This is a genomic window from Thalassotalea agarivorans, from assembly GCF_030295955.1.
GTDB lineage: Bacteria > Pseudomonadota > Gammaproteobacteria > Enterobacterales > Alteromonadaceae > Thalassotalea_D > Thalassotalea_D agarivorans.
Genome location: NZ_AP027363.1, coordinates 652,213 through 675,370, shown reverse-complemented (window position 1 = coordinate 675,370; position 23,158 = coordinate 652,213). Strand labels below are relative to the sequence as shown.

The 23,158-nt window shown below is 43.1% G+C and carries 21 protein-coding genes; 1 reads left to right on the top strand and 20 read right to left on the bottom strand.

Annotated features, from left to right (window positions below; all coding sequences use genetic code 11):
- Positions 1-69: 69 nt before the first annotated feature.
- From QUD85_RS03125 to QUD85_RS03110, 4 genes are all read right to left on the bottom strand, one after another.
- Entirely contained in the window at positions 70-606 is a 537-nt protein-coding gene (locus tag QUD85_RS03125) for a hypothetical protein (protein WP_093328062.1), read from the bottom strand.
- 64 nt (positions 607-670) lie between these two features.
- Positions 671-1,066: an 8-oxo-dGTP diphosphatase MutT gene (gene mutT / locus QUD85_RS03120; protein WP_093327968.1), complete on the bottom strand. Its 396-nt coding sequence runs from the start codon at positions 1,064-1,066 to the stop codon at positions 671-673.
- A 63-nt stretch (positions 1,067-1,129) separates the two neighbouring features.
- On the bottom strand, positions 1,130-3,814 hold the full coding sequence (gene secA, locus QUD85_RS03115) for a preprotein translocase subunit SecA (RefSeq protein ID WP_093327970.1): 2,685 nt from the start codon (positions 3,812-3,814) through the stop codon (positions 1,130-1,132).
- Between the two features lie 92 nt (positions 3,815-3,906).
- On the bottom strand, positions 3,907-4,761 hold the full coding sequence (locus tag QUD85_RS03110) for a M23 family metallopeptidase (RefSeq protein WP_245732057.1): 855 nt from the start codon (positions 4,759-4,761) through the stop codon (positions 3,907-3,909).
- Positions 4,762-4,833: 72 nt separating this feature from the next.
- On the opposite strand from QUD85_RS03110, the gene QUD85_RS03105 reads away from it, so the two are divergent.
- Positions 4,834-5,310: a DUF721 domain-containing protein gene (locus QUD85_RS03105; protein ID WP_093327973.1), complete on the top strand. Its 477-nt coding sequence runs from the start codon at positions 4,834-4,836 to the stop codon at positions 5,308-5,310.
- A gap of 39 nt (positions 5,311-5,349) precedes the next feature.
- Here QUD85_RS03105 and lpxC read toward each other — a convergent pair whose 3' ends face one another.
- The 16 genes from lpxC to mraZ all read right to left on the bottom strand — a co-directional run bounded on the left by lpxC (position 5,350) and on the right by mraZ (position 23,063).
- Positions 5,350-6,264, bottom strand: a complete 915-nt coding sequence (lpxC, locus tag QUD85_RS03100; protein WP_093327974.1) for a UDP-3-O-acyl-N-acetylglucosamine deacetylase — start codon at positions 6,262-6,264, stop codon at positions 5,350-5,352.
- 132 nt (positions 6,265-6,396) lie between these two features.
- The gene (gene ftsZ, locus QUD85_RS03095; RefSeq protein ID WP_093327976.1) at positions 6,397-7,569 is read right to left on the bottom strand and encodes a cell division protein FtsZ; all 1,173 of its coding nucleotides are present in this window, start codon (positions 7,567-7,569) and stop codon (positions 6,397-6,399) included.
- 48 nt (positions 7,570-7,617) lie between these two features.
- The gene (ftsA, locus tag QUD85_RS03090; RefSeq protein WP_093327977.1) at positions 7,618-8,859 is read right to left on the bottom strand and encodes a cell division protein FtsA; all 1,242 of its coding nucleotides are present in this window, start codon (positions 8,857-8,859) and stop codon (positions 7,618-7,620) included.
- A 5-nt stretch (positions 8,860-8,864) separates the two neighbouring features.
- Positions 8,865-9,635 carry a cell division protein FtsQ/DivIB gene (locus tag QUD85_RS03085; protein WP_093327979.1) on the bottom strand — a complete coding sequence of 257 codons (771 nt, stop codon included), beginning with the start codon at positions 9,633-9,635 and terminating at the stop codon, positions 8,865-8,867.
- Positions 9,636-9,638: 3 nt separating this feature from the next.
- Positions 9,639-10,565, bottom strand: coding sequence for a D-alanine--D-alanine ligase (locus QUD85_RS03080; protein ID WP_093327981.1), 927 nt, complete (start codon positions 10,563-10,565; stop codon positions 9,639-9,641).
- Positions 10,558-11,997 carry a UDP-N-acetylmuramate--L-alanine ligase gene (gene murC, locus QUD85_RS03075; RefSeq protein ID WP_093327982.1) on the bottom strand — a complete coding sequence of 480 codons (1,440 nt, stop codon included), beginning with the start codon at positions 11,995-11,997 and terminating at the stop codon, positions 10,558-10,560. Before murC ends, QUD85_RS03080 begins: the two co-directional genes overlap by 8 nt.
- A complete protein-coding gene (gene murG, locus QUD85_RS03070; RefSeq protein ID WP_093327984.1) occupies positions 11,994-13,097 on the bottom strand; it encodes an undecaprenyldiphospho-muramoylpentapeptide beta-N-acetylglucosaminyltransferase in 1,104 nt (367 codons plus the stop codon). Before murG ends, murC begins: the two co-directional genes overlap by 4 nt.
- Positions 13,094-14,248 carry a cell division protein FtsW gene (gene ftsW, locus QUD85_RS03065; RefSeq protein ID WP_245732063.1) on the bottom strand — a complete coding sequence of 385 codons (1,155 nt, stop codon included), beginning with the start codon at positions 14,246-14,248 and terminating at the stop codon, positions 13,094-13,096. The genes murG and ftsW overlap by 4 nt, the downstream gene beginning before the upstream one ends.
- A gap of 47 nt (positions 14,249-14,295) precedes the next feature.
- A complete protein-coding gene (gene murD, locus QUD85_RS03060) occupies positions 14,296-15,639 on the bottom strand; it encodes a UDP-N-acetylmuramoyl-L-alanine--D-glutamate ligase (RefSeq protein WP_093327987.1) in 1,344 nt (447 codons plus the stop codon).
- A gap of 3 nt (positions 15,640-15,642) precedes the next feature.
- A complete protein-coding gene (mraY, locus tag QUD85_RS03055) occupies positions 15,643-16,725 on the bottom strand; it encodes a phospho-N-acetylmuramoyl-pentapeptide-transferase (protein ID WP_093327988.1) in 1,083 nt (360 codons plus the stop codon).
- Positions 16,725-18,110, bottom strand: a complete 1,386-nt coding sequence (gene murF / locus QUD85_RS03050; RefSeq protein WP_093327989.1) for a UDP-N-acetylmuramoyl-tripeptide--D-alanyl-D-alanine ligase — start codon at positions 18,108-18,110, stop codon at positions 16,725-16,727. Before murF ends, mraY begins: the two co-directional genes overlap by 1 nt.
- The gene (gene murE, locus QUD85_RS03045) at positions 18,107-19,603 is read right to left on the bottom strand and encodes a UDP-N-acetylmuramoyl-L-alanyl-D-glutamate--2,6-diaminopimelate ligase (protein ID WP_177168844.1); all 1,497 of its coding nucleotides are present in this window, start codon (positions 19,601-19,603) and stop codon (positions 18,107-18,109) included. The genes murF and murE overlap by 4 nt, the downstream gene beginning before the upstream one ends.
- Complete coding sequence (locus QUD85_RS03040; RefSeq protein WP_093327991.1) at positions 19,596-21,341, bottom strand: penicillin-binding transpeptidase domain-containing protein; 1,746 nt, start codon at positions 21,339-21,341, stop codon at positions 19,596-19,598. The genes murE and QUD85_RS03040 overlap by 8 nt, the downstream gene beginning before the upstream one ends.
- Positions 21,338-21,652, bottom strand: a complete 315-nt coding sequence (ftsL, locus tag QUD85_RS03035; RefSeq protein ID WP_093327992.1) for a cell division protein FtsL — start codon at positions 21,650-21,652, stop codon at positions 21,338-21,340. Before ftsL ends, QUD85_RS03040 begins: the two co-directional genes overlap by 4 nt.
- Before the next feature lies 1 nt (position 21,653).
- The gene (gene rsmH, locus QUD85_RS03030) at positions 21,654-22,595 is read right to left on the bottom strand and encodes a 16S rRNA (cytosine(1402)-N(4))-methyltransferase RsmH (RefSeq protein ID WP_093327993.1); all 942 of its coding nucleotides are present in this window, start codon (positions 22,593-22,595) and stop codon (positions 21,654-21,656) included.
- A 9-nt stretch (positions 22,596-22,604) separates the two neighbouring features.
- Positions 22,605-23,063 carry a division/cell wall cluster transcriptional repressor MraZ gene (gene mraZ / locus QUD85_RS03025; RefSeq protein ID WP_093327995.1) on the bottom strand — a complete coding sequence of 153 codons (459 nt, stop codon included), beginning with the start codon at positions 23,061-23,063 and terminating at the stop codon, positions 22,605-22,607.
- Positions 23,064-23,158 lie beyond the last annotated feature (95 nt).

Genomic DNA, 23,158 nt, shown 5'->3' with positions numbered 1-23,158 from the left:
ACTAGCTAATAAATATGACTTTTCACTTTGGGGTCAGAACATGTTCTGACCCCAAATGTTATAAAAAAATTACCATTTCATCATAGGAGCAGGATTTAATGGATGTTTTAAGAACCAGCGGCCGGCGCGTTTCATTAAATTTTTATGGAAGTCTTCATTGTCGAAAACGGTTTTTACTTCTTGAATGTAGGTTTTAGGAATGCCAAATTTGACCGCACCTAAAGAAAAATCGACGAGGTCGCCTTTTCGAAATACTTCAACCAACGGGAATTCACCTTTGTACTGACGAATTTTATGGTGCTCTGTAATCATCAACTCTATTTCTGGCCACCAATCCATAAGTCCGCGCTCTTCAAGATAGGCCTTAGCCGGCGGCAATGATGGCGGAATATAGTCGACGGTGTCTTCAATCCAAATACCTATGTCGTGAAAAGCAGCTGCAATGATTATTTTTTCGTGCGTTTCTGCATCGCATTCATGTAAAGCGAAACAAAAATGAATCATACGATATACGTGATTTCTGTACCCCATATATTCGTCACCAATGACAGATTGCCAAGAAGCAAAAATCTCTTCTAATAACGGTATTTCTTTTTCTATGTTCATTTTTAGCATTCACTCGCTAACACGTTTAGTTAAAAATAAGCACTTAACGCCCTTTTTGCAAAATTTAACTAGCAAAGTGTTGGTTAAGCTTTTCAACAATAGCTGTGTTCGCTGCAGGCAAGTCTATTTCGCTCAATTCTTCTAAACTAAACCATTGTTCTTGTTGTCCTTCTTGAGCGGTTGGTTCACCTTGGAACTGATCAACGATAAAGACTTCTAATTTAACCTGTTTATCACCGTAATCATGTTCAATGATAAGCAGTGGCTGACAGGCAAGGACATCAATGGCAACTTCTTCTTGTAATTCTCTTTGCAGTGCCTGCGCAACCGTTTCTCCAGTTTCAACTTTGCCGCCTGGAAACTCCCATTTACCGCCCTGGTGAACATTGTCAGCTCGCTTAGTTAGGTAAAACGCATCATTTTGAAAAATTACGCCTACTGCAACATGTACTTGTTTCATTGTGTTCCTCATAAAAAAATACCAGTCATAGACTGGTATTTAATGTTAGTTTGAAAAATCAGACTAGCTTAGCTTGCCATGGCACTGCTTGTATTTCTTACCACTACCACATGGGCAAGGTTCATTGCGTCCTACACGTGGAACAGTTTGCTCCGGCTGTGTTGGGTTACTTGCACTTTCATGAGTAAATGATTTTGGCGCTTCATCTGCTTTTTTGTGCTGTTCTTCAACGGCTTCAACATCTGATTCAGCTTGAATACGTACTTTGCTTAAAATGCCAACCACGTCAAACTTCATGTTCTCAAGCATTTCTTCAAACAATGCAAAAGATTCACGCTTGTATTCTTGCTTAGGGTTTTTCTGAGCGTAGCCACGTAAGTGAATACCTTGACGAAGATGATCCATTGCCGCTAAGTGCTCTTTCCAATGCGAATCTAAGCTTTGCAGCATAACGGCTTTTTCGAAATGACGTAACACTTCTTCACCAACCGCATTTTCTTTTTCTTTGTATTCTTGCTCAGCCGTTTCAAGGATTTTGTCGTGCAATGTTTCTTCGTGAAGTTTGCTGTCTTCTTTAAGCCACTGCTGTAACGGTAGGTCTAATGTGAAATCACCTTTTAAACGCTCTTCTAGCCCTGGTACATCCCACATTTCTTCTAATGATTGCGGCGGAATATACTGCGCGAACACTTGCGACAACACATCTGTACGGATGTTTTCTACTACATCTTTAATGTCAGACTCGTCCATCAATTCATTACGTTGCTCATAAATAACTTTACGTTGATCATTAGCAACATCATCGAATTCTAGTAACTGTTTACGAATATCAAAGTTACGTCCCTCAACTTTACGTTGAGCGTTTTCAATTGAACGCGTAACCCATGGATGCTCTATAGCTTCGCCGCGCTCCATACCTAATTTACGCATCATATTGGCAATACGCTCTGACGCGAAAATACGCATTAAGCCATCTTCCATCGAAAGATAGAAACGGCTCGAACCTGGGTCACCTTGACGGCCTGCACGACCACGTAACTGGTTATCGATACGACGAGATTCATGACGCTCGGTAGAGATAATGCGAAGACCGCCTAACTCAAGCACTTTATCGTGCTCGGCTTGCCAGTCAGCTTTTACTTTTTCTATTTGTGTATCTGATGGGTTTTTAAGGTTCGCTATCGCTGAATCTAAATTACCACCCAATACAATATCAGTACCACGACCGGCCATATTGGTCGCAATCGTTACCGCGCCAATCTTACCTGCGTCAGCAACAATTTCTGCTTCCTGTTCATGGAATTTTGCGTTAAGTACTTTATGTTTGATTTTGGCTTTCTTTAAAAATGAAGAAAGAAACTCAGACGTTTCGATGCTAATAGTACCCACTAGCACCGGCTGACCGCGTTCTACACAATCTTTAATGTCTTCTAGAATCGCTTCGAACTTTTCTTCGGCAGACAAATAAATTAAATCCGCTTGGTCATCACGTACCATTGGTTGGTTCGTTGGGATAACCACTGTTTCTAAACCATAGATATGGTTAAATTCGAATGCTTCGGTATCTGCAGTACCAGTCATCCCAGCAAGCTTTTCGTAAATACGGAAAAAGTTCTGGAAAGTGATAGACGCTAACGTTTGGTTTTCATTTTGAATGTTTACGCCTTCCTTCGCTTCAACAGCTTGGTGTAAACCTTCAGACCAACGACGGCCTTCCATTGTACGGCCAGTGTGTTCGTCAACAATAACGATCTCACCGTCTTTAACAATGTAGTCGACGTCTTTCTGGAATAATTTGTGTGCACGAAGTGCAGCCATGACATGATGCAATAAGCTAATTGCACCTGCAGCAAAAAGCGAATCGCCATCTTGCAATAAGCCTTTTTCTGTTAGAATTTCTTCAACACGAACTTGACCACGCTCAGTTAAGTAAACTTGCTTTGCTTTCTCGTCGATGGTGTAGTCACCCGTACTTTCAACACCTTCTTCATCTTCTTTCTCTTGTTGCTCAAGTGAAGGAACAATGGTGTTAATCGCGCGGTAAAGCTCCGAACTATCTTCTGCAGCACCAGAAATGATTAATGGTGTACGTGCTTCGTCAATTAAAATTGAGTCAACCTCATCCACAACAGCGAAATGCAATGGCTTTTGCACTCGTTCTTGCGGCGAAAAGCACATGTTGTCTCTTAAGTAGTCGAAACCAAACTCGTTATTTGTACCGTACGTGATATCTGCCTCATAAGCAGCTTTCTTGTCAGCTGGCGCTAAACCTGGAATGTTACAACCAACGCTTAAGCCTAAGAATTCAAACAATGGACGTGACCAGTCAGCATCACGTTTCGCTAGGTAGTCATTCACGGTAACAATGTGAACACCTTTGCCAGTAAGCGCGTTTAAGTAAGCTGGTAATGTTGCCGTAAGGGTTTTACCTTCACCTGTACGCATCTCTGCAATTTTGCCTTGGTTTAACACCATGCCGCCGATCATTTGCACGTCAAAGTGGCGCATACCAAATACGCGCTTACTTGCTTCGCGTACAACAGCAAATGCTTCAGGTAATATTTGCTCTAAGGTGTCACCAGCTTCGATACGCTCTCGAAACTCTTGTGTTTTGGCTTTAACTTCACTATCAGAAAGGGCTTCAATGACTGGCTCAAGCGCATTAATTTGATCGACTTCTTTGCGCATTTTTTTGAGTAGTCGGTCATTTCGACTACCAAACATTTTAGTTACTAACTTTACAAACATCTTGTTAAACCAATTTATCTAATTTGCCACAGGCAAAATAAAAGATCGGCGCCTGCCGATCATTCGAAAATTTAATTGCACGCTATCTTATGTTATTTAGCTTTACGATACACGTACTTTACGGGATTAATTTGTTTATTATTTCGTAAAATCTCGTAGTGTACATGTGGGCCGGTAGAACGACCTGTGCTGCCCATTAATGCAATGGTGTCTCCTTTGTTAACAACGTCTCCTACGTTAACAAGTAAAGACTTATTGTGACCATAGCGGGTTTTGTATCCTTTACCATGATCAATCTCGATTAACTGACCATAACCGTATCGCTCACCAGACCAAGTGACTACACCGGCACCTGTAGCGATAACATGCGTTCCTTCTTTACCCGCAAAATCAACACCTTTATGCATTGCTGGCCTGCCTGAGAAAGGGTCTTTGCGCATTCCAAAGTATGACGACAACCAACCTTTAGCAATCGGGCGACCAGATAAATAGCTGCTATTTTCTATATGGTGACCCAAGGTTAAAGATTCAAGTAGCTTCAACTGTTTTTCTTCATAACCTAACTCTCGTTGCAATGATGATATCTCATGCATCAGTTCGGTCAGGCTTTTTGTGGCAACGGTTTGCTGTGATAATGGACCACCCGCTGGCACTTGCTCTTCAAAGTTAAATTCTTTTTCTGGAATATTTGCTTCTTCGGCTAATCTGTCGCCCAAAGCGTTTAAACGCAGAACTTGGCTTTGCAAATCCGCAATTTTCATCGTTAATGCAACGATCTGCTGATTAGCGACTTCTAACTCTTCTATATTATTATTTGTTTCTACAAGCGCATATCCGTTTGGTTGCAACGGCACATCATTAGACGAAAAAAATAGATAAAATAAACCGCCACTGACCAATGCAAATGTCAGCAAAGCAGAAGCCCAATGAAACTTATTTAGCTTCATTAAGTATCTAACATTTTTTCCTCTGTATACTAGTGTTAAACTCATAAAATCGTATTCATTTAAATTGACTATATGGCTCCGAAACAAAAACAACCTGTCGATATGTCGAGCCTTTTATCTTCATCGCAGGGCACTTTGGCACAAATTGCAAAAAAAACCAACTATTTGAAGTCAGTTTCTTCTATTGTTGCCAGCCTTTGCCCTGACATTCCGTTAGACGCATGGCGTATTGGTAACTTTCATGACAAAACGCTAATAATTGAAGTAAAATCAGCAGTTTGGTCACAGCGGTTTCAATTTGAAAAAAACAACATCAAGCATGCGCTAACTGAAAAAACCGCAGGCACATTTACCAATATCGATATAAAAGTAGCGCCTAACTTTAATCATTCGCCTGCCTCTAGTGTAGCGCAAACGGCTGAAAAGACACAGTTTATCTCGAAGGAAGCGGGAGAGCAAATCCGTGAAGTGGCGAAATCTGCGCCGCCATCATTGCAACAAAAACTAGAAAAACTGGCAGCCCTTGCTAACAAAAAGCAAGGCAAATAAAAAAGCCGGCATAAGCCGGCTTTCTCTAAATTAGTTATCTTAAGCTGTCGCTGTCACGCCTACGTATCGAATCGGTGCTTGTTCAGCATCTTCATACGTCACCCATTCCCAAGCGTCAGTTTGTTTAAAGACTTCACGTAATAACACGTTATTTAAACCATGACCTGACTTGTACGCATTTAGTTGGCCAACAATGCTTGAGCCACACATGTACAAATCACCAATCGCATCAAGGATCTTATGCTTAACGAATTCGTCGTCGTAACGAAGTTCTTCAGAATTAAGCATCTTGAAGTCGTCCAACACGATAGCGTTTTCTAAACTGCCACCAAGTGCAAGGTTATGCGAGCGTAAGAATTCGATATCTTTCATAAAGCCAAACGTACGCGCACGGCTGATTTCTTTAATGAAAGACGAACTCGTTAGGTCCATAGACATGGTTTGCACCGTATTTGAAATCACAGGATGATTAAAGTCAATGGTGAAATTAACTTTAAATCCTTCATACGGCACCAATTCTGCCCACTTGTCATCTTCTTCAACACGAATAGGCTTTTTGATACGAATGAAGCGTTTCGCCACATTAGACGTCTCAATACCTACAGATTGAATAAGATAAACGAAAGGTAAAGCACTACCATCCATGATTGGAATTTCTGGTGCATCGACTTCTACAATAATATTGTCTATGCCCAGGCCGGCTAATGCTGATAGCAAGTGTTCGACGGTGGAAACTTGAACGCCTTGCTCGTTGATCAAATTCGTACATAACGTAGTTTCACCAACGATTTCTGGCATTGCAGGAATATCTACAGCCGGATCGAGGTCTACACGACGAAAGATAATACCAGTGTTTGCAGGCGCAGGAAGGAGAGTTAACTGCACCTTTTCACCTTTATGTAAGCCAACACCAATGGCCGATACTTTGTCTTTTATAGTACGTTGATACATCATAATAAGCCTTTTGTCTCAAGCATTTACGCTTCAATACTTGTCTGACCACTTCAAACAGCGGCGACGAATTATATCAGCAAATGCTAATTAAATCAAAAATACAGCTTTTACCTTTGTTTATTCGACCAATAATTAGTCAGCTTGCTTTCGTAAAAAAGCTGGAATATCCAAATAGTTATCTAGCGCTGGGTCCTGATTAACATTACTTTGCGCATTGGCATCTGCCATTGTCGCTGTATCAGGTTGACCGCCACCAGAAGTCGCTACAAAGTCACCACCAACGACTTGCTGAGGTGGCGTTACTGGCTCAACTTTAGGTGGTGCAACGATAGTGATATCTGGCTTACGCTCAGCACCAATACCTGTCGCAACAACTGTTACGCGTAGCTCTTCTGTCATTTCAGGGTCAATTACCGCACCAACAACTACAGTCGCATTATCTGAAGCGATAGCGCGCGCTGCGTTACCTACTGTTTCAAATTCATCGATACTTAAATCCATACCCGCTGTAATATTAACTAATATTCCACGTGCACCTGATAAATCTACGTCTTCTAACAGTGGGCTTGAAATCGCAGCATCTGCCGCTTCTTGCGCACGGTCTTCACCGCTTGCTACACCTGAGCCCATCATTGCTGTGCCCATTTCTGACATCACCGTTTTTACGTCGGCAAAGTCAACATTGATCAAACCAGGGCGCGTAATAAGTTCCGCAATACCTTGAACAGCACCAAGCAATACATTGTTTGCCGCCTTAAACGAATCAAGTAAGCTTGTACCTGAGCCTAGTACTTTTAATAATTTTTCGTTAGGAATGGTGATCAATGAGTCAACATTCTTCGCTAAAAATTCAATACCTTGCTCTGCGTAGCTCATACGCTTCTTACCTTCGAATGGGAATGGTTTAGTTACAACAGCAACTGTCAAAATACCCATTTCTTTGGCTACTTCTGCCACAACAGGAGCAGCACCAGTACCGGTACCACCACCCATACCAGCAGCGATAAACACCATGTCGGCACCCATCAAGGTTTGCTTGATCGTTTCACGATCTTCTTCCGCACTGCGACGGCCAATTTCTGGGTTAGCTCCTGCACCTAACCCTTTTGTAACTTCACCACCCATTTGCAAAGTAACATTTGCAGACGAGTTGCGTAGCGCCTGTGAATCAGTGTTAGCCGTGATAAACTCAACACCTTCGATTGTCTGACACACCATGTGCTCGACGGCGTTTCCGCCGCCACCACCGACCCCGATAACTTTTATTACCGCTTCTTCGTTATGATCTTCCATTAATTCAAACATAGTACTCTCCGATTTTTTGTTTCCACCAAAAAAATTTGTTATTAATTGTTAAAATTCACCTTTAAACCAAGCGCTGAGTTTGTCCCAAAGACCTTTTACACTCACTCCTTCGCCCAGTTTCTTATCATTTTCGTCAGCGTCTGTGGCTTGCATGCCGTAACGCAATAAGCCAACTACTGTCGCGTACGTTGGATCATTCACATATTCTTTTAAACCAACTAACCCTGTTGGGTTTGCCACGCGAACTGGCATTTGGAAGACTTCTTCTGCAAATTCAACGACACCTTCCATTTTCGCTGTACCACCGGTCAATACATAACCTGCAGCAATCTGTTCTTCTAAACCTGCTTCTCGCAACTCTTCTTGCACAAGCTCAAATAGCTCGTGATAGCGAGGCTCAACCACTTCAGCCAGTGTATGGCGAGACATTGAACGTGCTGGCCTACCGCCGACACTCGGTACTTCAATGTTTTCTTCCATGCTCACCATTTGGCGCAATGCACAGGCATACTTCACCTTGATATCTTCTGCATGGCTAAGAGGCGTGCGGAATATTTTGGCTATATCACTTGTCACTTGGTTTCCCGCCACAGGAATTACAGCAGTATGGCGCAGCGCACCGCCGGTAAATACTGAAATATCCATGGTGCCAGCACCAATATCTACCACGCAGATACCTAACTCTTTTTCGTCATCTGTCAGTACCGCATAGCTTGAAGCAAGTGCAGAGAAAATCAGTTGATCTGCTTTTACATCACAGCGCTCAACACACTTAACTAAGTTTTTCGCCATATCATTAGCACAGGTAACGATATGAACCTTCGCTTCCATTCGCACCCCAGACATGCCAATAGGACTTTTTATACCTTCTTGGCTGTCGATACTAAATTCTTGTGGCAACACATGTAGCATTCTTCGCTCAGCAGAGATAGGTACACTGCGCGCGGTGTGAATCACATTATCAACGTCTTCTTGAATAACTTCTTGATCGTTGATTGGTACCATGCCGTTTTCGTTCTGACAGCTAATATGCTTGCCTGAAATACCTAAATACACCGAGTCGATATGACAATCAGCCATTAGTTCAGCTTCGTTAATAGCGCGCTGAATAGATTGAATAACTAGGTTAAGGTCACTCACCCCACCCTTATCCATACCGCGTGAAGGTTGATTACCTACGCCAACAATACTTAACTGGTTGTCATGGGTTATTTCACCGACAGCAACAGATATTTTGGATGTACCGATATCCAATCCAACAACTAAATTTCTTTCGTTACCTTTTGCCATTAACGTTAAACTCTTTCTTGTTTTTCTTGTTCTTTCCAACCAACTGCTACACCGGTGTCGTAGCGCAAATCTACATAATCGATTTGCTTGCCTTCGGCCGCATTTACTTTTAATTGTTGGTATACATCCATAAAGCGCTGTATCCGCTCTATCCCTTCTTCTCGTCCTAAATTCAGCCTTACACCGTCATCCAATGTGATTTGCCATGAGTAACGCTCAGACAACACTAACTCTTCGATGGCGAGGTTTCTGTAATCAAGTAGTCGATTGAAATCTTGAAACCTAGCTAAACTATCTAATTCACTTCCCTCTGGCCCGTAAAATGAGGGCAAGAAGTGTGCGACTCTATCTGCACTTGCTTGGAACACATGACCTTTTGCATTAAGAAAAAAGTCTCCATTCCAACGGGCAACAGGTGTTTGATCTACCACGTAAATATTGACTTGGTTAGGCCATTGTTTACGTACTGATACTGAGTACACCCATGGTAAATTCATCACTTGTCGCTGAATCTCATCAACGTCAACTTGAAAAAAATTACCCAAGTTTACTTGCGCTATCGCCCCATCTATATCCGCTTTGATCGTATAGGGCATTTCGCCACTAACTTTTACGATACTGACCGGCATAGACTCTTCTTCAACCATCTTTTCGGTAATACTGTAACTTGCAAATAGCACACCGATGATAACCAAGACAAAAAAGCTGACACCTAGCCAAAAACTCCAATGCAATGGTGTTTTAGTTTTGGTACTTTTTCGTCTTGCTCGCGCCATGGTTTATTTCTCCATACTCAAACGAACAACTTCGGTAACAAGTTCTACAAACGATAAACCTTCAACGTTTGCAGCTTTTGGCACAAGCGACGTTTCCGTCATTCCTGGCACCGTATTAACCTCAAGTAATTGCCATTGACCATTAGCGTCACGCATAACATCTACACGACCCCAGACTTTAGCGCCTGTCGACTTAAACGCTTTAAGGGCAAGCTGCTTTAGCTCTTCTTCGTCTGCATCACTCAAACCACATGGGCAGTGATATTGTGTTGTTGTAGACTGGTACTTTGCCTGATAGTCATAAAACTCATTTGGCGTTTCCATTTTAATTGGCGGTAACGCCTTATCACCTAAGATTGCAACCGTATACTCTGGTCCATCAATCCATTGTTCTACTAAAACGCTGACGTCGTGTTTAAATGCTTCACTAAGCGCAGCATGCAATTCCACCGCACTTGACGCTTTAGCCATTCCAATGCTTGAACCTTCGTGAGCCGGCTTTACCATTACCTTGCCAAATGCGGTAATAATTTTTGCCGCATCTGCCGCGTTGTAACTCTGCTTTTCTACTACGCGAAAATCTGCTGTTGGCAAGCCAATGCCTTGCCATAATTGCTTGGTGCGGTTCTTATCCATAGACAATGCTGAACCAAGCACATCAGATCCCGTATACGGCAATCCAATATATTCAAGCGCACCTTGAACGCTGCCATCTTCACCGCCGCGACCGTGCAAGGCTATAAACACACAATCCAAAGCTAATGAAGACAGACTAAAGACATCTGCTTCTTTGGTATCAATCAAACGAACCTGAAAACCAGCTTGCTCTAAACCACGTGCAATGGCATCTCCTGAACGTAAAGACACCTCTCGCTCAGCTGAGTTTCCGCCATATAAAACAGCAACAGACGTTCCCTGAGGACTAAACATTAGCGCCCTCCTGCAATATATCTTGATTCACTAGGTCACGAGCAATTGCACCTATGTTGCCTGCGCCTTGGGTAATCACCATGTCACCATCTTGTAGTTGCGCTGCTAAAAGCTCTGCTAACTTAGTAATGTCGCCAACATAAATAGGGTCTATTTGTCCGCGTTGACGGATACTGCCAGCTAAGTTTTTACTTTCAGCGCCCGCTATTGGCGCTTCTCCCGCTGCATAAACATCAAGCAACAGAAGACAATCAACATCCGATAGCACATCAACAAAATCGTCATATAAATCGCGTGTGCGCGAATAACGATGCGGTTGAAAAACCATCACCAAACGTTTTTCTGGCCAACCATTGCGCATTGCTTTAATCGTCGCTTTCACTTCACTCGGATGGTGTCCATAGTCATCGACCAACACCATGTTGCCGTTTTTCGTCTTTAAGTCTGCCAGCTGTTCAAAACGGCGACCTATACCTGCAAATTTTTCCAATGCAGCAGCAATAGATTTATCTGCAATATGTTCATCTGTTGCTACTGCGATTGCAGCAAGTGCATTAAGTACGTTGTGCTGCCCTGGCAAATTAACACTAAGTTCTAGTGGCATCTCGCCTGCTCGCTCTACCGTGAAGTAACTAACACCACCTTGTTGCTGATAGTTCGTTGCTTGCACGTCAGCATCTTCAGAAAAACCATACGTCACTACTTGACGACTAATGCGAGGCAAAATTTCTCGTACCACGGGATTATCAATACAGACAACCGCTAAACCATAAAAAGGTAAGTTGTGTAAAAACTCGATATAAGTATCTTTAAGTTTTTCAAAATCGCCTTGATAGGTTTCCATATGGTCAGCGTCAATATTGGTTATAACCGCTACCATAGGTTGTAAGTGCAAGAATGACGCGTCACTTTCGTCGGCTTCTGCTATTAAATATCTGCTTGAACCCAGTCGAGCGTTTGTTCCAGCACTATTTAATAGGCCACCGATAACAAACGTCGGATCAAGCCCTGCTTCTGCAAATACACTTGAAATCAAACTTGTTGTGGTTGTTTTACCGTGTGTACCCGCAATAGCAATGCCATGTCTAAAACGCATTAATTCGGCTAGCATTTCGGCGCGACGAACAACCGGTATGCGTTGCTCTGATGCGGCATTGATTTCAGGGTTAGTGTTGTCGATCGCTGTAGACACCACAATAACGCTGGCGCCATCAATATTCTTTGCCTGGTGGCCTATAGCTATCTGTGCACCTAAATCTCGTAAGCGTCTTACTACCTGATTTTCGGCAATATCTGAACCACTGATTTGATAGCCTTCATTGAGCAATACCTCAGCAATACCACCCATGCCAGCACCACCGATACCAACAAAGTGAATGCGCTTTACTCGACGCATTTCTGGAATTTTCATTTGTCCAATTACTGTACTCATTTGCTACCTAACTCCATACAACGTTGAGCTACTTTTTTAGTTGCATCGGCATGCGCTGCATCATGCGCCGCTTTTGACATTTTTTGCACTACAGTGTCCGACACAAATAAGCTATTTAGCATTTGTGCAAGTGTCGTCCCGTTTAACTCTTTTTGCGGTAATAACTTTGCCGCACCGCGCTCGACTAAATACATGGCGTTCTTCGTTTGATGATCATCAACAGCGTGTGGCAAAGGAACAAAAATTGCCGGTTTTGCCGCCATGGCTAGTTCGGAAACCGTTAAAGCACCCGCTCGACAAATAACGACATCTGCCCACTGATATGCGTCAGCCATATCATCAATAAACTCACTCACTTTGACTTTGTCTTTATTAACACCGTATTGGTGATAACTGTTGTCCACTTCGTGGTGATTTCCTTTACCTGTTTGATGCCACACAGTAATGTTTTGTAATTTAATTTGAGCAATCGCTTGTGGCACAGTTTCGTTTAACACTTGCGCCCCCAAACTACCGCCGACCACTAACACTTTCTTCGTTGTCGCTGGTTGCTCAGGAATTACTTGTTCCAAAGATAAGATATCTTGGCGAAGTGGATTACCCACTACTTCAGCGCGCTTCGCTGCAAATGCACCTGGAAAGGCACTAAAAATATTTGTTGCCAGATAACTTAAAAAACGATTACTTAAACCTGCTACCGCATTTTGTTCATGCAATACCAGTGGCTTGCTCATTAGCCATGCTGCAAAACCACCAGGTGCGCTTGCATAGCCACCCATTCCCAACACTACGTCTGGATTCACTTTGCGAATAACGCGGATCGATTGCATCAGCGACTGCAATAACTTAAATGGTGTTTTTAACCACGTGCGCCAATTTTTATTGCGCAGACCCGCGATATTTATAAACGAAATATCATAACCATGAGCCGGCACAATATCGGCTTCCATACGCTTTGCCGTACCTAACCAATGAACATGCCATCCTTGTGCCTTCATATAATCTGCGACCGCGATCCCCGGGAAAATATGTCCTCCGGTACCGCCTGCCATTACCAATACAGTTGGGCGTTTCTGACTTTCACCTACAACTTGCGTCATGTTTGCCCCCCTTTCTTGGTTGCTTGAAGACTTTGCAACCTTAATTCGTGATCAATTCTAATTAAAACAACCACAGCAATAGTCATAATGATCATTGAACTACCGCCATAGCTAATTAGCGGCATAGTTAACCCTTTTGTTGGCACTATACCTGCGCTAGCACCGATATTAACCGCTGTTTGGAAACTCATCCAAATGCCAATACCGTATGCGAAAAACCCTTCAAAGTATTTTTCTCTGTTTAGCGCTTCGCGCCCTAACAGTAGTGCTTTTAGCACTAAAATCATGCTTAAAAACAGCACAATACTGATACCGATAAAACCAAATTCCTCTGCCAGTATTGCCATAACAAAATCAGTGTGAGCTTCGGGTAAATATTCTAGTTTTTGAATACTATTGCCTAGCCCCTGACCAAAGACTTCTCCACGACCATATGCCATCAGTGATTGGGTTAACTGATAGCCACTGCCAAAAGGATCTGCCCATGGATCCAAAAAGCTGGTAATACGACGCCAGCGATACGGTGTAAATACAGCAAGCGCGACAATAGCTGATATCCCTACAGCGGAGACTGCAAGAAATTGCCATAGTTTTGCCCCTGCAAGGAACAATAAACCAATGGTCGTAACAAACATGACGACAACAGTACCTAAATCTGGCTGATTCAATAATAAAAAGGCCAGTACACCAAACACGATTAGCGGTTTATAAAAGCCTTTAACATGCTCCATAACTTCCGTTCTTCTGCGCACCAAATATGACGCGAGATAACAGAAGAAAAACAGTTTTGCCGGCTCTGCCGCTTGCACAGTAATAGGACCTAACACCAACCAACGTGTAGAGCCATTAACGGTGCGTCCAACAAGCAACACCAGCACTAACAGCGCAATAGCGGCAAGTAAAAAGTTACCACTGTATTCTTTCCATTTATGCATCGGCATAGTTAAAAATACAGCCGCAATGATTACACTCAAACCAATATAAATGACATGCCTGATCACAAAGTGGAATGGGTTGTTAAACAACTTTTCCGCTACCGGCATAGACGAGCTAGCGACCATTACTAAGCCGATCATATACATCAACACTGCAATGACTATGTATGTGCGATCAAAGGTCACAGCATCTTGAGTCTTTGGCGCAATCCACATCGGCAGCTTAAGCTGCTTAAACACATTAAAAGAAGGCGTTAATGTCGTCATACGAGAGCCTCCTCCAACGTAAGTTCATCCACAGCTTGTTTAAATACTTCGCCACGTACCATGTAGTTTTTATACATGTCTAAACTGGCACATGCTGGAGACAAAATTACAATGTCGCCCGCCTTCGCGTGCTTGTACGCACATTCAACGGCTTGCTCCATGTCTTCTACTTCAATTGCCCCTTTCTTTAATTGCGCAAGCATCGGACCGTCTTTACCTAGAGTAATCAGCACAGACAATGCTTGCTCAAATAAGGGTGCCAGTGGCGAAAAGTTAGCCCCTTTACCTTCGCCACCAGCAATTAAAACGATGTTGCTTCCTGCCGGCTTTATTGCCGCCAAACCCTCGATCGCAGCCTCTGTTGCACCAACGTTGGTTGCCTTAGAGTCATTAATCCAAGTAATCCCTGCTTTATCGCTGACCTTTTGACAGCGATGTGCTAGACCTTCGAAACTGCTTAATGCTGCTGCCATATCTTCTAGTGGCCAGCCTAATTCATAACCCAAGGCTAATGCAGCTAGCGCATTTATCGCATTATGTTTACCTGCGATAGTTAGTGACGCTATATCCACTAACTTTTGCTCACCAAAATAGAGCGCACCTTGGTACAAACCAAATTGGTTATGTCCAGGTTTATCATCACCAAAACTAATTTGATGATTATGCGAGGTAAAGGTGCGATTATCCTGACGATTGACAATAGCGCAGGATGCTTGGCTGTATATGCGTTGTTTAATGGCCTGATAATTTTCAAGTGTTTTGTGTCGATCAAGGTGATCGTCGCTCACATTTAACACCGTTGCTGCAACAGCTTGCATCGAGTGCATAGATTCCAGCTGAAAACTAGAAAGCTCTAAAATCAAACAATCTAAGTCAAGCGCGATATTATCCAACACAGGCACACCAATGTTGCCACCTAAAGCAACCTGCTTGCCAAGCTGTTCGCCGATATGGGCAAGCAAACTTACAACCGTAGATTTACCATTTGATCCCGTAACTGCCAGTATTGGCGTGTCTTTCAATCGACAATAAATTTCTACATCGCCAATTACTTCGCAATCATCGCGTTTAGCGGCAAGTGCTGGCGTTGCTAAATCAATACCAGGGCTAATGATGATAATATCTGCTGCTGCAATTAATTTTGTATCCCACTTGCCTAAGCTCAGCGTTGCATGTGGAAATTCTTTGCTGAACATTGCAGCATCTAAAACAGCATCACGGCTGTCATTAAGTGAAAAAGCGATATCTTTTGACGCTAAAAAGCGCGCACACGACATCCCGGTGACACCTGCACCGAGTACGAGTACGTTGCTATTGTTAAGTTGCGTCAAAAAATCCATTAGTTACCTAAGTTTCAACGTTGCTAAACCGATTAGCACTAACATTAAAGAAATAATCCAAAAGCGCACGATGACGCGTGGCTCTGGCCAACCTTTTAATTCATAGTGGTGATGAATCGGTGCCATTCTGAATATGCGTTGGCCTCTTAGCTTGTAAGAGCCCACTTGCAAAATGACCGACAATGTTTCGATAACAAAGACACCACCCATAATAAACAGCACCAGTTCTTGGCGAACAAGCACGGCAATAACACCTAAAGCAGCACCAAGTGCTAATGAACCAACATCGCCCATAAATACTTGTGCTGGATACGTGTTAAACCATAAAAAACCTAGCCCTGCGCCAACAATTGCCGTACATACCACCACCAATTCACTTGTCAGCGGAATATAAGGAATATGTAAGTAAGCAGAGAAATTAATATTGCCTGTCATGTAAGCAAAAATGGCAAATGCACCGGCTACCATTACGGTAGGAACGATAGCTAAACCATCTAAACCATCAGTTAAATTGACGGCATTGCTGGTACCAACAATCACGAAATAGGTAAGCAAAATATAAAGCAAGCCAAGTTGCGGCATGACGTCTTTGATAAAAGGCAATAACAGGGCAGTTTCTTGCGGAGATTGTGAGAACCAATACAAGAAGAATGCAGTACCAAGGCCTAACACTGTTTGCCAAAAATATTTCCAACGTGCAATTAGCCCTTTAGGGTCCTTTCGCACAACTTTGCGATAGTCGTCTACAAATCCCAAGATGCCAAAAGAGGAGATAACAAATAGCACTACCCAAACATATACGTTGCTTAAGTCAGCCCAAAGCAAAACACTTGTAACAATAGCGCCAAGGATTAAGATGCCGCCCATAGTCGGCGTGCCTTGCTTAGACAAATGGCTTTGAGGGCCATCATCACGTACCGTTTGACCGAAACTCAGTAGTTGTAACTTACGAATTAGCTTAGGGCCAAAATAAATGGAAATGCCTAAAGCAGTTAACGTACTGACAATAGCTCTAAACGTTAAATATGAAAAAACGTTGAAGCCTGTATAAAACTGCGTTAGATAATCCGCTAGCCACAATAACATTAGACTTGCTCCTCAACGCTTGTGTTTTTATGCCAAGCCAAAATGTCCTTCACTACATTTTCCATATGCGAACTGCGTGACCCTTTAACAAGAATGGTTACAGGTTGTTTTTCATCAACCACAAGTTGTTTTAGTTGTTCGATTAACATTTCTCTTTCAGTAAAGTGGTAGCCATCGCCATTGAATGCCATCGATGTGTTTTGGCTAAGTACGCCAAGCGTTAGCAAATTATCAATACCAAGACCTTTTGCGTGAGCGCCAACCTCATGATGATAATTGCGAGCTTCACTGCCTAGTTCAGCCATATCACCTAAAATTAATACGCGTTTCCCGCTATAACTTGCGAGCAGTTCGGCTGCTGCTTTGTTCGATTCAACATTGGCATTGTAGGTATCATCTATCACGGTGAAATCATCTGATAACTTGTGTAGATTCAAGCGTCCTTTAACCGGCGCCATCTGCTCTAGTCCTTGTTGAATATCTTCAAGGGTTGCACCAAATTCCAAAGCTATAGTCGCCGCGGCTACCGCGTTACACACATTGTGTCGGCCAGGAATTGGCAACGTAATATCGATAGTCTCGCCATTTGCATTCAACGTAAACGCTGGGCAGCCAATGGCATTAAGCGACACATTTTCGCTGTAAACATCTGCCTTGTTTAGACATGAAAAAGTCTTCACGGTTTTATCTGTTAAACGCCACTGCCACTTATGTGCATACTTACAATCTTTGTTGTATAGTGCTATACCGCCTGGCTTTAGCCCTTCGTATATTTCGCCTTTTGCGCGCGCAACGCCGCATAAATCGCCGAAGCCTTCGAGATGAGCGGCGGCAATGTTGTTGATAACCGAAATATCTGGTTTTACTAATCCTGATGTATAGGAAATTTCACCGATATGATTTGCACCTAATTCCATCACAGCGAATTCATGTTGTTTTTCTAAACGCAGTAAGGTTAAAGGCACACCAATATCATTATTAAAGTTGCCTGCCGTTGCTAACACATTGCCAAGGCGCGACAAAATAGCGGCAACCATTTCTTTAACGGTTGTTTTTCCGCTACTGCCAGTAATTGCAACGGTTTTTGGCGCGACTTGCTGTTTTACATAAGCACCCAATAAACCCAATGCTTTGTGCGTATCATTGACGACAATTTGCGGAGTATCCGTCTTTTGTTTAGTACTAACAATCACCGCACTAGCACCTTGTGCCAATACTTGCTCTACAAAACGGTGACCATCAAAGTTCGCCCCCTTAAGGGCGAGGAAGACATCACCGTGTGTTAGCGCACGACTGTCGGTTGTTACCGATTCTATGGTGATGTCTTTCCCGATTAACTCTCCAGACACGGCAGTTGCAATTTCTGATAAAGATAATGAAATCATTGCATGCCCTCTTTTTTAGTTGAGAAGAAATTTGAAACAACTTCTCTTTCGTTATAATAAATAGTGTCTTCGCCAACGATGACATAATCTTCGTGGCCTTTACCTGCAAGCAAAACCATGTCGTCTGATTTAGCTTGTTGCAGCGTTGACAACACCGCACGCTGGCGATCCAGCAATACTTGAACTCTTTGCTTGTTTTCAATACCTGCCAAAATGTCGCTGGCAATATTTTCTGGTGTTTCGGTACGCGGATTATCATTGGTGACAACGATATTATCCGCCCCTTTTTCAGCAACCTGCCCCATAAGTGGGCGCTTACCTTTGTCTCGATCGCCGCCACAACCAAAGACAACCCACAAACTGCCTGCACAATGTTGACGACATGCAGACAATGCATTTTCTAGTGCATCTGGCGTGTGAGCGTAATCAACTACGGCCGTCGTCTCTCCCGGTGCAGAAAATGTTTCCATTCGACCGGTGATAGGGGTTATTGCAGCCACCGCTTGTTCTATATCCGTAAGCCTATATTCTTGCATCACTGCCACTGCAATGGCCGCCAATAGATTTTCCACATTAAATGCACCTATTAGCTGGGCACTTATTGTTAATGGACCTTTATGCGTAACAATCGATAAAGACATACCTTGACGAGTTAGTGACACTTCTTTGGCGTAAACAAAATAGCGATTGTCGCTAACATCTTGCTTGCAGCTAAACAGACACACGGGTTGTGTCATTACTGGTAACCATTGTTTTGCTTGAGCATCATCTGCGTTGAGTATTGCCACTTGTTTTTGTTGGCCTGAAAACACTTTAAATTTTTCAGCCGCATAGTTTTCCATTGTGCCATGATAATCAAGGTGATCTCGGCTTAAATTGGTAAACACAGCGATATCGAATAAGCTAGCGTCGACTCTTTTTTGCTCTAGGGCATGGGAAGATACTTCCATGGCAACATCAGTGATACCTTGTTCAACGAATTGAGCAAATAACTGAGCTAACTCAGTCGGACCTGGTGTGGTGTTGGCAATTGGTGTGAGCGCGTTCAAACGGCCAGCGCCTGTTGTACCGATAACAGCGGCTTTTTTTCCAAGTTGTTCTAATAGCTGAGCGATAAGCTGGCTAACACTTGTTTTACCATTAGTCCCAGTTACGCCAAAAATGTTCAATTTTTTCTGCGGATTATCGTAGTACCATAGCGCCAAATCGGCTAGGGATTGGTCGAGCTGATACATACTGATAACTGGCACGCCCTGCTCTTCGCGCACATTGCCATGTTGCTCTTGCTGCTGACATTGCGATAACACTACGCTACAGCCTTTTTCAATGGCTGCAGAGATAAACAAATTACCGTTGGACGCACTACCTATTACCGCACAAAATACGTCACCCGTTTTGATTTCGCGGCTGTCATTAACTAACTGTCTGCTTTCAATCTGTTTGTCGAAAGCAATGTTTGCGGCGCTAAGAAGTCGAGATAAGGCGTTAGGCATTGTCATCCTCCTTATCTACTGACTTAGCAAGTTGTTTTGGTGATACTTGATCAGGTGCAATATTTAGTAAACGCAGCGAGCCTTTCATCACGCGCGAGAAAACGGGCGCTGATACATCACTACCGTGATATAGGTCACCACCTGGTTCGTTAATTACAACAACGACCACCAAGCGAGGGTTACTTATTGGTGCTACCCCTGCAAATAAACCGACATAGTCATTACCATAGCCACCAGCAACTGCTTTTTTGATGGTACCGGTTTTACCACCGACTCTGTAACCATCAACTTTAGCTTTAGGTGCACCGCCATTAGTTACAACGCCTTCAAGCATGGTAACTAACTCAGAAGTTAGCTCTGGCGTAAAAATTTGTTCGCCCTCTGGCACATGCTCTTGTTTTACGATAGAAAATGGACGTTTAATACCGCCATTTGCTAGGGTTGCGTAAAATCTTGCTAATTGCATTGGCGTAATCGCTAAGCCGTAACCGAAGGATAATGTCGCTAATTCAAATTTTGACCAACGCGGGCGATCATGCATAACGCCGGTATGTTCACCTGCTAAGCCAGTACCTGTATCTTCTGCAAAGCCAGCATCGAAGAATCGGTCTAGTAAAAATTCTTTAGGCATCGATAACGCAAGTTTTGTCGTGCCCATATTTGATGACGTGGCTAAGATTTCAGGTAAAGTAAGCTTTCCGCGATTAATAGGATCGCTAACACGGCGTCCACCTAGTCTCATCCAACCCGGGCTAGTGTTTACCACGGTGTCTAGTTCTGCGCTACCAAACTCTAAAGCGCTCAATACAGACAAAGGCTTCATTGTTGAGCCCGGTTCAAAGGTATCTGTAATCGCGCGGTTTCTAAAACGATGCGTTGCAGTATTCGCTCTATTATTCGGGTTAAATGATGGCGCATTGGCCAACGCCAGAATCTCACCTGTATGTACATCAGCTACAATCACCGAGCCTGAGCTTGCTTTAAATGCTTTAACCGCTCCTTTCAGTTCCTTATATGCCAATGCTTGAATGCGCTGGTCGATAGTCAAAGCAACATCTTGTGGTGGCGTTGACTCTTCCACGGAAATAATTTCTATTTTGCGGCCTTTCGCATCTTTTCTAAAACGCTTGCGTCCATCTGTACCGGTAAGTGTTTCATCAAACACTTTTTCGACGCCTTCAATACCTTTGTCATCGACATTGGTAAAGCCAACAACGTGGGCACTAATTTCGCCAGCAGGATAAAAACGTTTAGATTCCTTACGCAGATAAATACCTGGAATCTTAAGGGCTTGAATGTAATCAGCCATGGCAGGGGAAACTTGGCGTTCAATATATACAAATCGTTTTGCCGGATTGCGAACAATGCGTTGCGTTAATTTATTCACATCTTGATGCAATACATCAGCTAGAGCTTGCCAATGCTCAACCATTGCCAAGGCATTTTTATCCATGACAACTTTAGGATCTGCCCATACCGTTTCAACAGGCACGCTTACGGCAAGTTCGTCGCCATGACGGTCAACAATTGAACCACGTTGTACTTTGGAACTAGCAACCCGCATTGAACGACGATCACCTTGCTTTTTCAGCATGTCAGGTTCAATAATCTGAATGTAAGCAGCACGTGCAGTAAGCGCAAAATAAACAAGCACAATAGCACCAATCACGACGTAAAAACGCCATGCTACGGTGTTTGGTTTTTGTGTTGTTTTCTTACTATTCACTGCCTTGCTCATTTAATTTTTAATATTATTTCAGAACCCGATTCTGGGCGCTGCATCCTCAATTCACGTTGTGCTTTTTTTTCTATTTCGCTATGTTCCGCTAAACTATTTTGCTCCAGTAGCAAATTACGCCACTCGATATCTAATTCATCTCGCTCGGTTAACAAATTTTCTAAGTCACTCGTTGTTTGGCGATTCATGTGCGTGAAATAAATCACCGCAAACGCTGAAATCACAACAAGTAGCATTAACAAGTAGCTAAACATATGACGCTTAATATCTTGCCAAATGTCTAAAACCAGAACGCTCTTGTTATCAGCCATATTAATCAGCTAGTCGCTCTGCGACCCTCAATACCGAACTACGCGATCTTATATTTTCATCTACTTCTTGCTTGCTAGGCTTTTGTTTTTTACCTACCAATGCCAATTTTTTTCCTTTCTGTAATTCCTCTTCACTTATTGGCAATCCTCTTGGCACTTGTTTACCTTGAGAATGTTTCTTCATAAACTGTTTAACTAGCCTGTCTTCCAATGAATGAAAGCTAATAACAACAAGTCGGCCACCGGGCTTAAGCACCGACAAACTGGCATCAAGCGCTTTCTCAATCTGCTCTAACTCGCTATTTACATACATACGAATCGCTTGGAATGTGCGTGTCGCAGGATGCTTTTTGAGTTTTGGCTGAGGCGCGGCCGTTTTTACGATTGCTGCCAATTGGCCCGTTCTTTCAATGGGTGTTTCTTCTCTAGCGTCAACAATTGCATTGGCGATTCGCCATGCAAGTTTTTCCTCGCCAAAGGTTTTTAGTACCCAACTAATGTCTTCAACATCAGCATGAGCAAGCCACTGCGCTGCGGTTTGCCCTTTAGAGGTATCCATTCTCATATCAAGCGGACCATCGTTCATGAAACTAAAGCCACGCTCTGCGACGTCAAGTTGTGGGGACGAGACGCCTAAGTCAAATAAAATACCGTCTACCTTGCCTGTAATCTCGTGCTTCACAGCAATATTGGCAAGCTCTGAAAAACCGTGGTGTTCAATTAAAAAGCGGCTATCGTCAGCATATTTTTTAGCGGCTTCAATTGCTGTGGGATCACGGTCGATGGCGATTAAACGCCCGTTTTCAGATAAGTGGTTTAAAATTAGGCCGGAGTGGCCTCCTCGACCGAAAGTACAGTCGATGTAGGTGCCATCTGGATCAATGGCTAGGTTGTCGATTGCTGGTTGCAGCAATACTGAAATATGTAAATTTTCCGCTGACATTTTTTATCGTTACAGTGACAAGTCAAGTAAACGCTCTGTTAATTCAATCTCGCCTGACTGGATCTTATTGATGCCACTTTGCATCTGCTCCTGCCAAGCCGACTCACTCCAAATTTCGAATTTTTTTAATTGACCAACTAGCATGATGTTTTTTTCTAAACTGGCGTGATTTCTAAGCGGACCATTAATTAAAAGACGGCCGCTTTTATCCATTTCAACGTCAGATGCGTTGCCAAGTAACACTTGTTGTAACAAACGTTCTTGCGGATTCATGCTAGACAACTTGGTGAGTTTTAATTCTATTTCTTCCCATTCTGGGAGCGGATAAAGTAGAAGACAGGGATGTTGAATATCAACAGTACACACCATTTTGCCTTGGCAATCGGCAACAAGCTCTTCACGATACTTGGTTGGTATCGTGATACGGTTCTTGCTGTCGAGCGTGATCGCACTGGTGCCTCTAAACATAATCCTACTTATCTTTGTCGGGATCAGTCTCTTGATCCACTATTTCCCACTTTTTCCCACATTTATGTAGTTTAGTGACCAAAACCAAGTGATGT

Excerpts from the sequence above, each read along its gene's own strand:
- QUD85_RS03125 (WP_093328062.1), bottom strand. The coding sequence starts at position 606 with ATGAACATAGAAAAAGAAATACCGTTATTAGAAGAGATTTTTGCTTCT.
- mutT (WP_093327968.1), bottom strand. The coding sequence starts at position 1,066 with ATGAAACAAGTACATGTTGCAGTAGGCGTAATTTTTCAAAATGATGCG.
- secA (WP_093327970.1), bottom strand. The coding sequence starts at position 3,814 with ATGTTTGTAAAGTTAGTAACTAAAATGTTTGGTAGTCGAAATGACCGA.
- QUD85_RS03110 (WP_245732057.1), bottom strand. The coding sequence starts at position 4,761 with ATGAAGCTAAATAAGTTTCATTGGGCTTCTGCTTTGCTGACATTTGCA.
- QUD85_RS03105 (WP_093327973.1), top strand. The coding sequence starts at position 4,834 with ATGGCTCCGAAACAAAAACAACCTGTCGATATGTCGAGCCTTTTATCT.
- lpxC (WP_093327974.1), bottom strand. The coding sequence starts at position 6,264 with ATGATGTATCAACGTACTATAAAAGACAAAGTATCGGCCATTGGTGTT.
- ftsZ (WP_093327976.1), bottom strand. The coding sequence starts at position 7,569 with ATGTTTGAATTAATGGAAGATCATAACGAAGAAGCGGTAATAAAAGTT.
- ftsA (WP_093327977.1), bottom strand. The coding sequence starts at position 8,859 with ATGGCAAAAGGTAACGAAAGAAATTTAGTTGTTGGATTGGATATCGGT.
- QUD85_RS03085 (WP_093327979.1), bottom strand. The coding sequence starts at position 9,635 with ATGGCGCGAGCAAGACGAAAAAGTACCAAAACTAAAACACCATTGCAT.
- QUD85_RS03080 (WP_093327981.1), bottom strand. The coding sequence starts at position 10,565 with ATGTTTAGTCCTCAGGGAACGTCTGTTGCTGTTTTATATGGCGGAAAC.
- murC (WP_093327982.1), bottom strand. The coding sequence starts at position 11,997 with ATGAGTACAGTAATTGGACAAATGAAAATTCCAGAAATGCGTCGAGTA.
- murG (WP_093327984.1), bottom strand. The coding sequence starts at position 13,097 with ATGACGCAAGTTGTAGGTGAAAGTCAGAAACGCCCAACTGTATTGGTA.
- ftsW (WP_245732063.1), bottom strand. The coding sequence starts at position 14,248 with ATGTGGATTGCGCCAAAGACTCAAGATGCTGTGACCTTTGATCGCACA.
- murD (WP_093327987.1), bottom strand. The coding sequence starts at position 15,639 with ATGGATTTTTTGACGCAACTTAACAATAGCAACGTACTCGTACTCGGT.
- mraY (WP_093327988.1), bottom strand. The coding sequence starts at position 16,725 with ATGTTATTGTGGCTAGCGGATTATCTAACGCAGTTTTATACAGGCTTC.
- murF (WP_093327989.1), bottom strand. The coding sequence starts at position 18,110 with ATGATTTCATTATCTTTATCAGAAATTGCAACTGCCGTGTCTGGAGAG.
- murE (WP_177168844.1), bottom strand. The coding sequence starts at position 19,603 with ATGCCTAACGCCTTATCTCGACTTCTTAGCGCCGCAAACATTGCTTTC.
- QUD85_RS03040 (WP_093327991.1), bottom strand. The coding sequence starts at position 21,341 with ATGAGCAAGGCAGTGAATAGTAAGAAAACAACACAAAAACCAAACACC.
- ftsL (WP_093327992.1), bottom strand. The coding sequence starts at position 21,652 with ATGGCTGATAACAAGAGCGTTCTGGTTTTAGACATTTGGCAAGATATT.
- rsmH (WP_093327993.1), bottom strand. The coding sequence starts at position 22,595 with ATGTCAGCGGAAAATTTACATATTTCAGTATTGCTGCAACCAGCAATC.
- mraZ (WP_093327995.1), bottom strand. The coding sequence starts at position 23,063 with ATGTTTAGAGGCACCAGTGCGATCACGCTCGACAGCAAGAACCGTATC.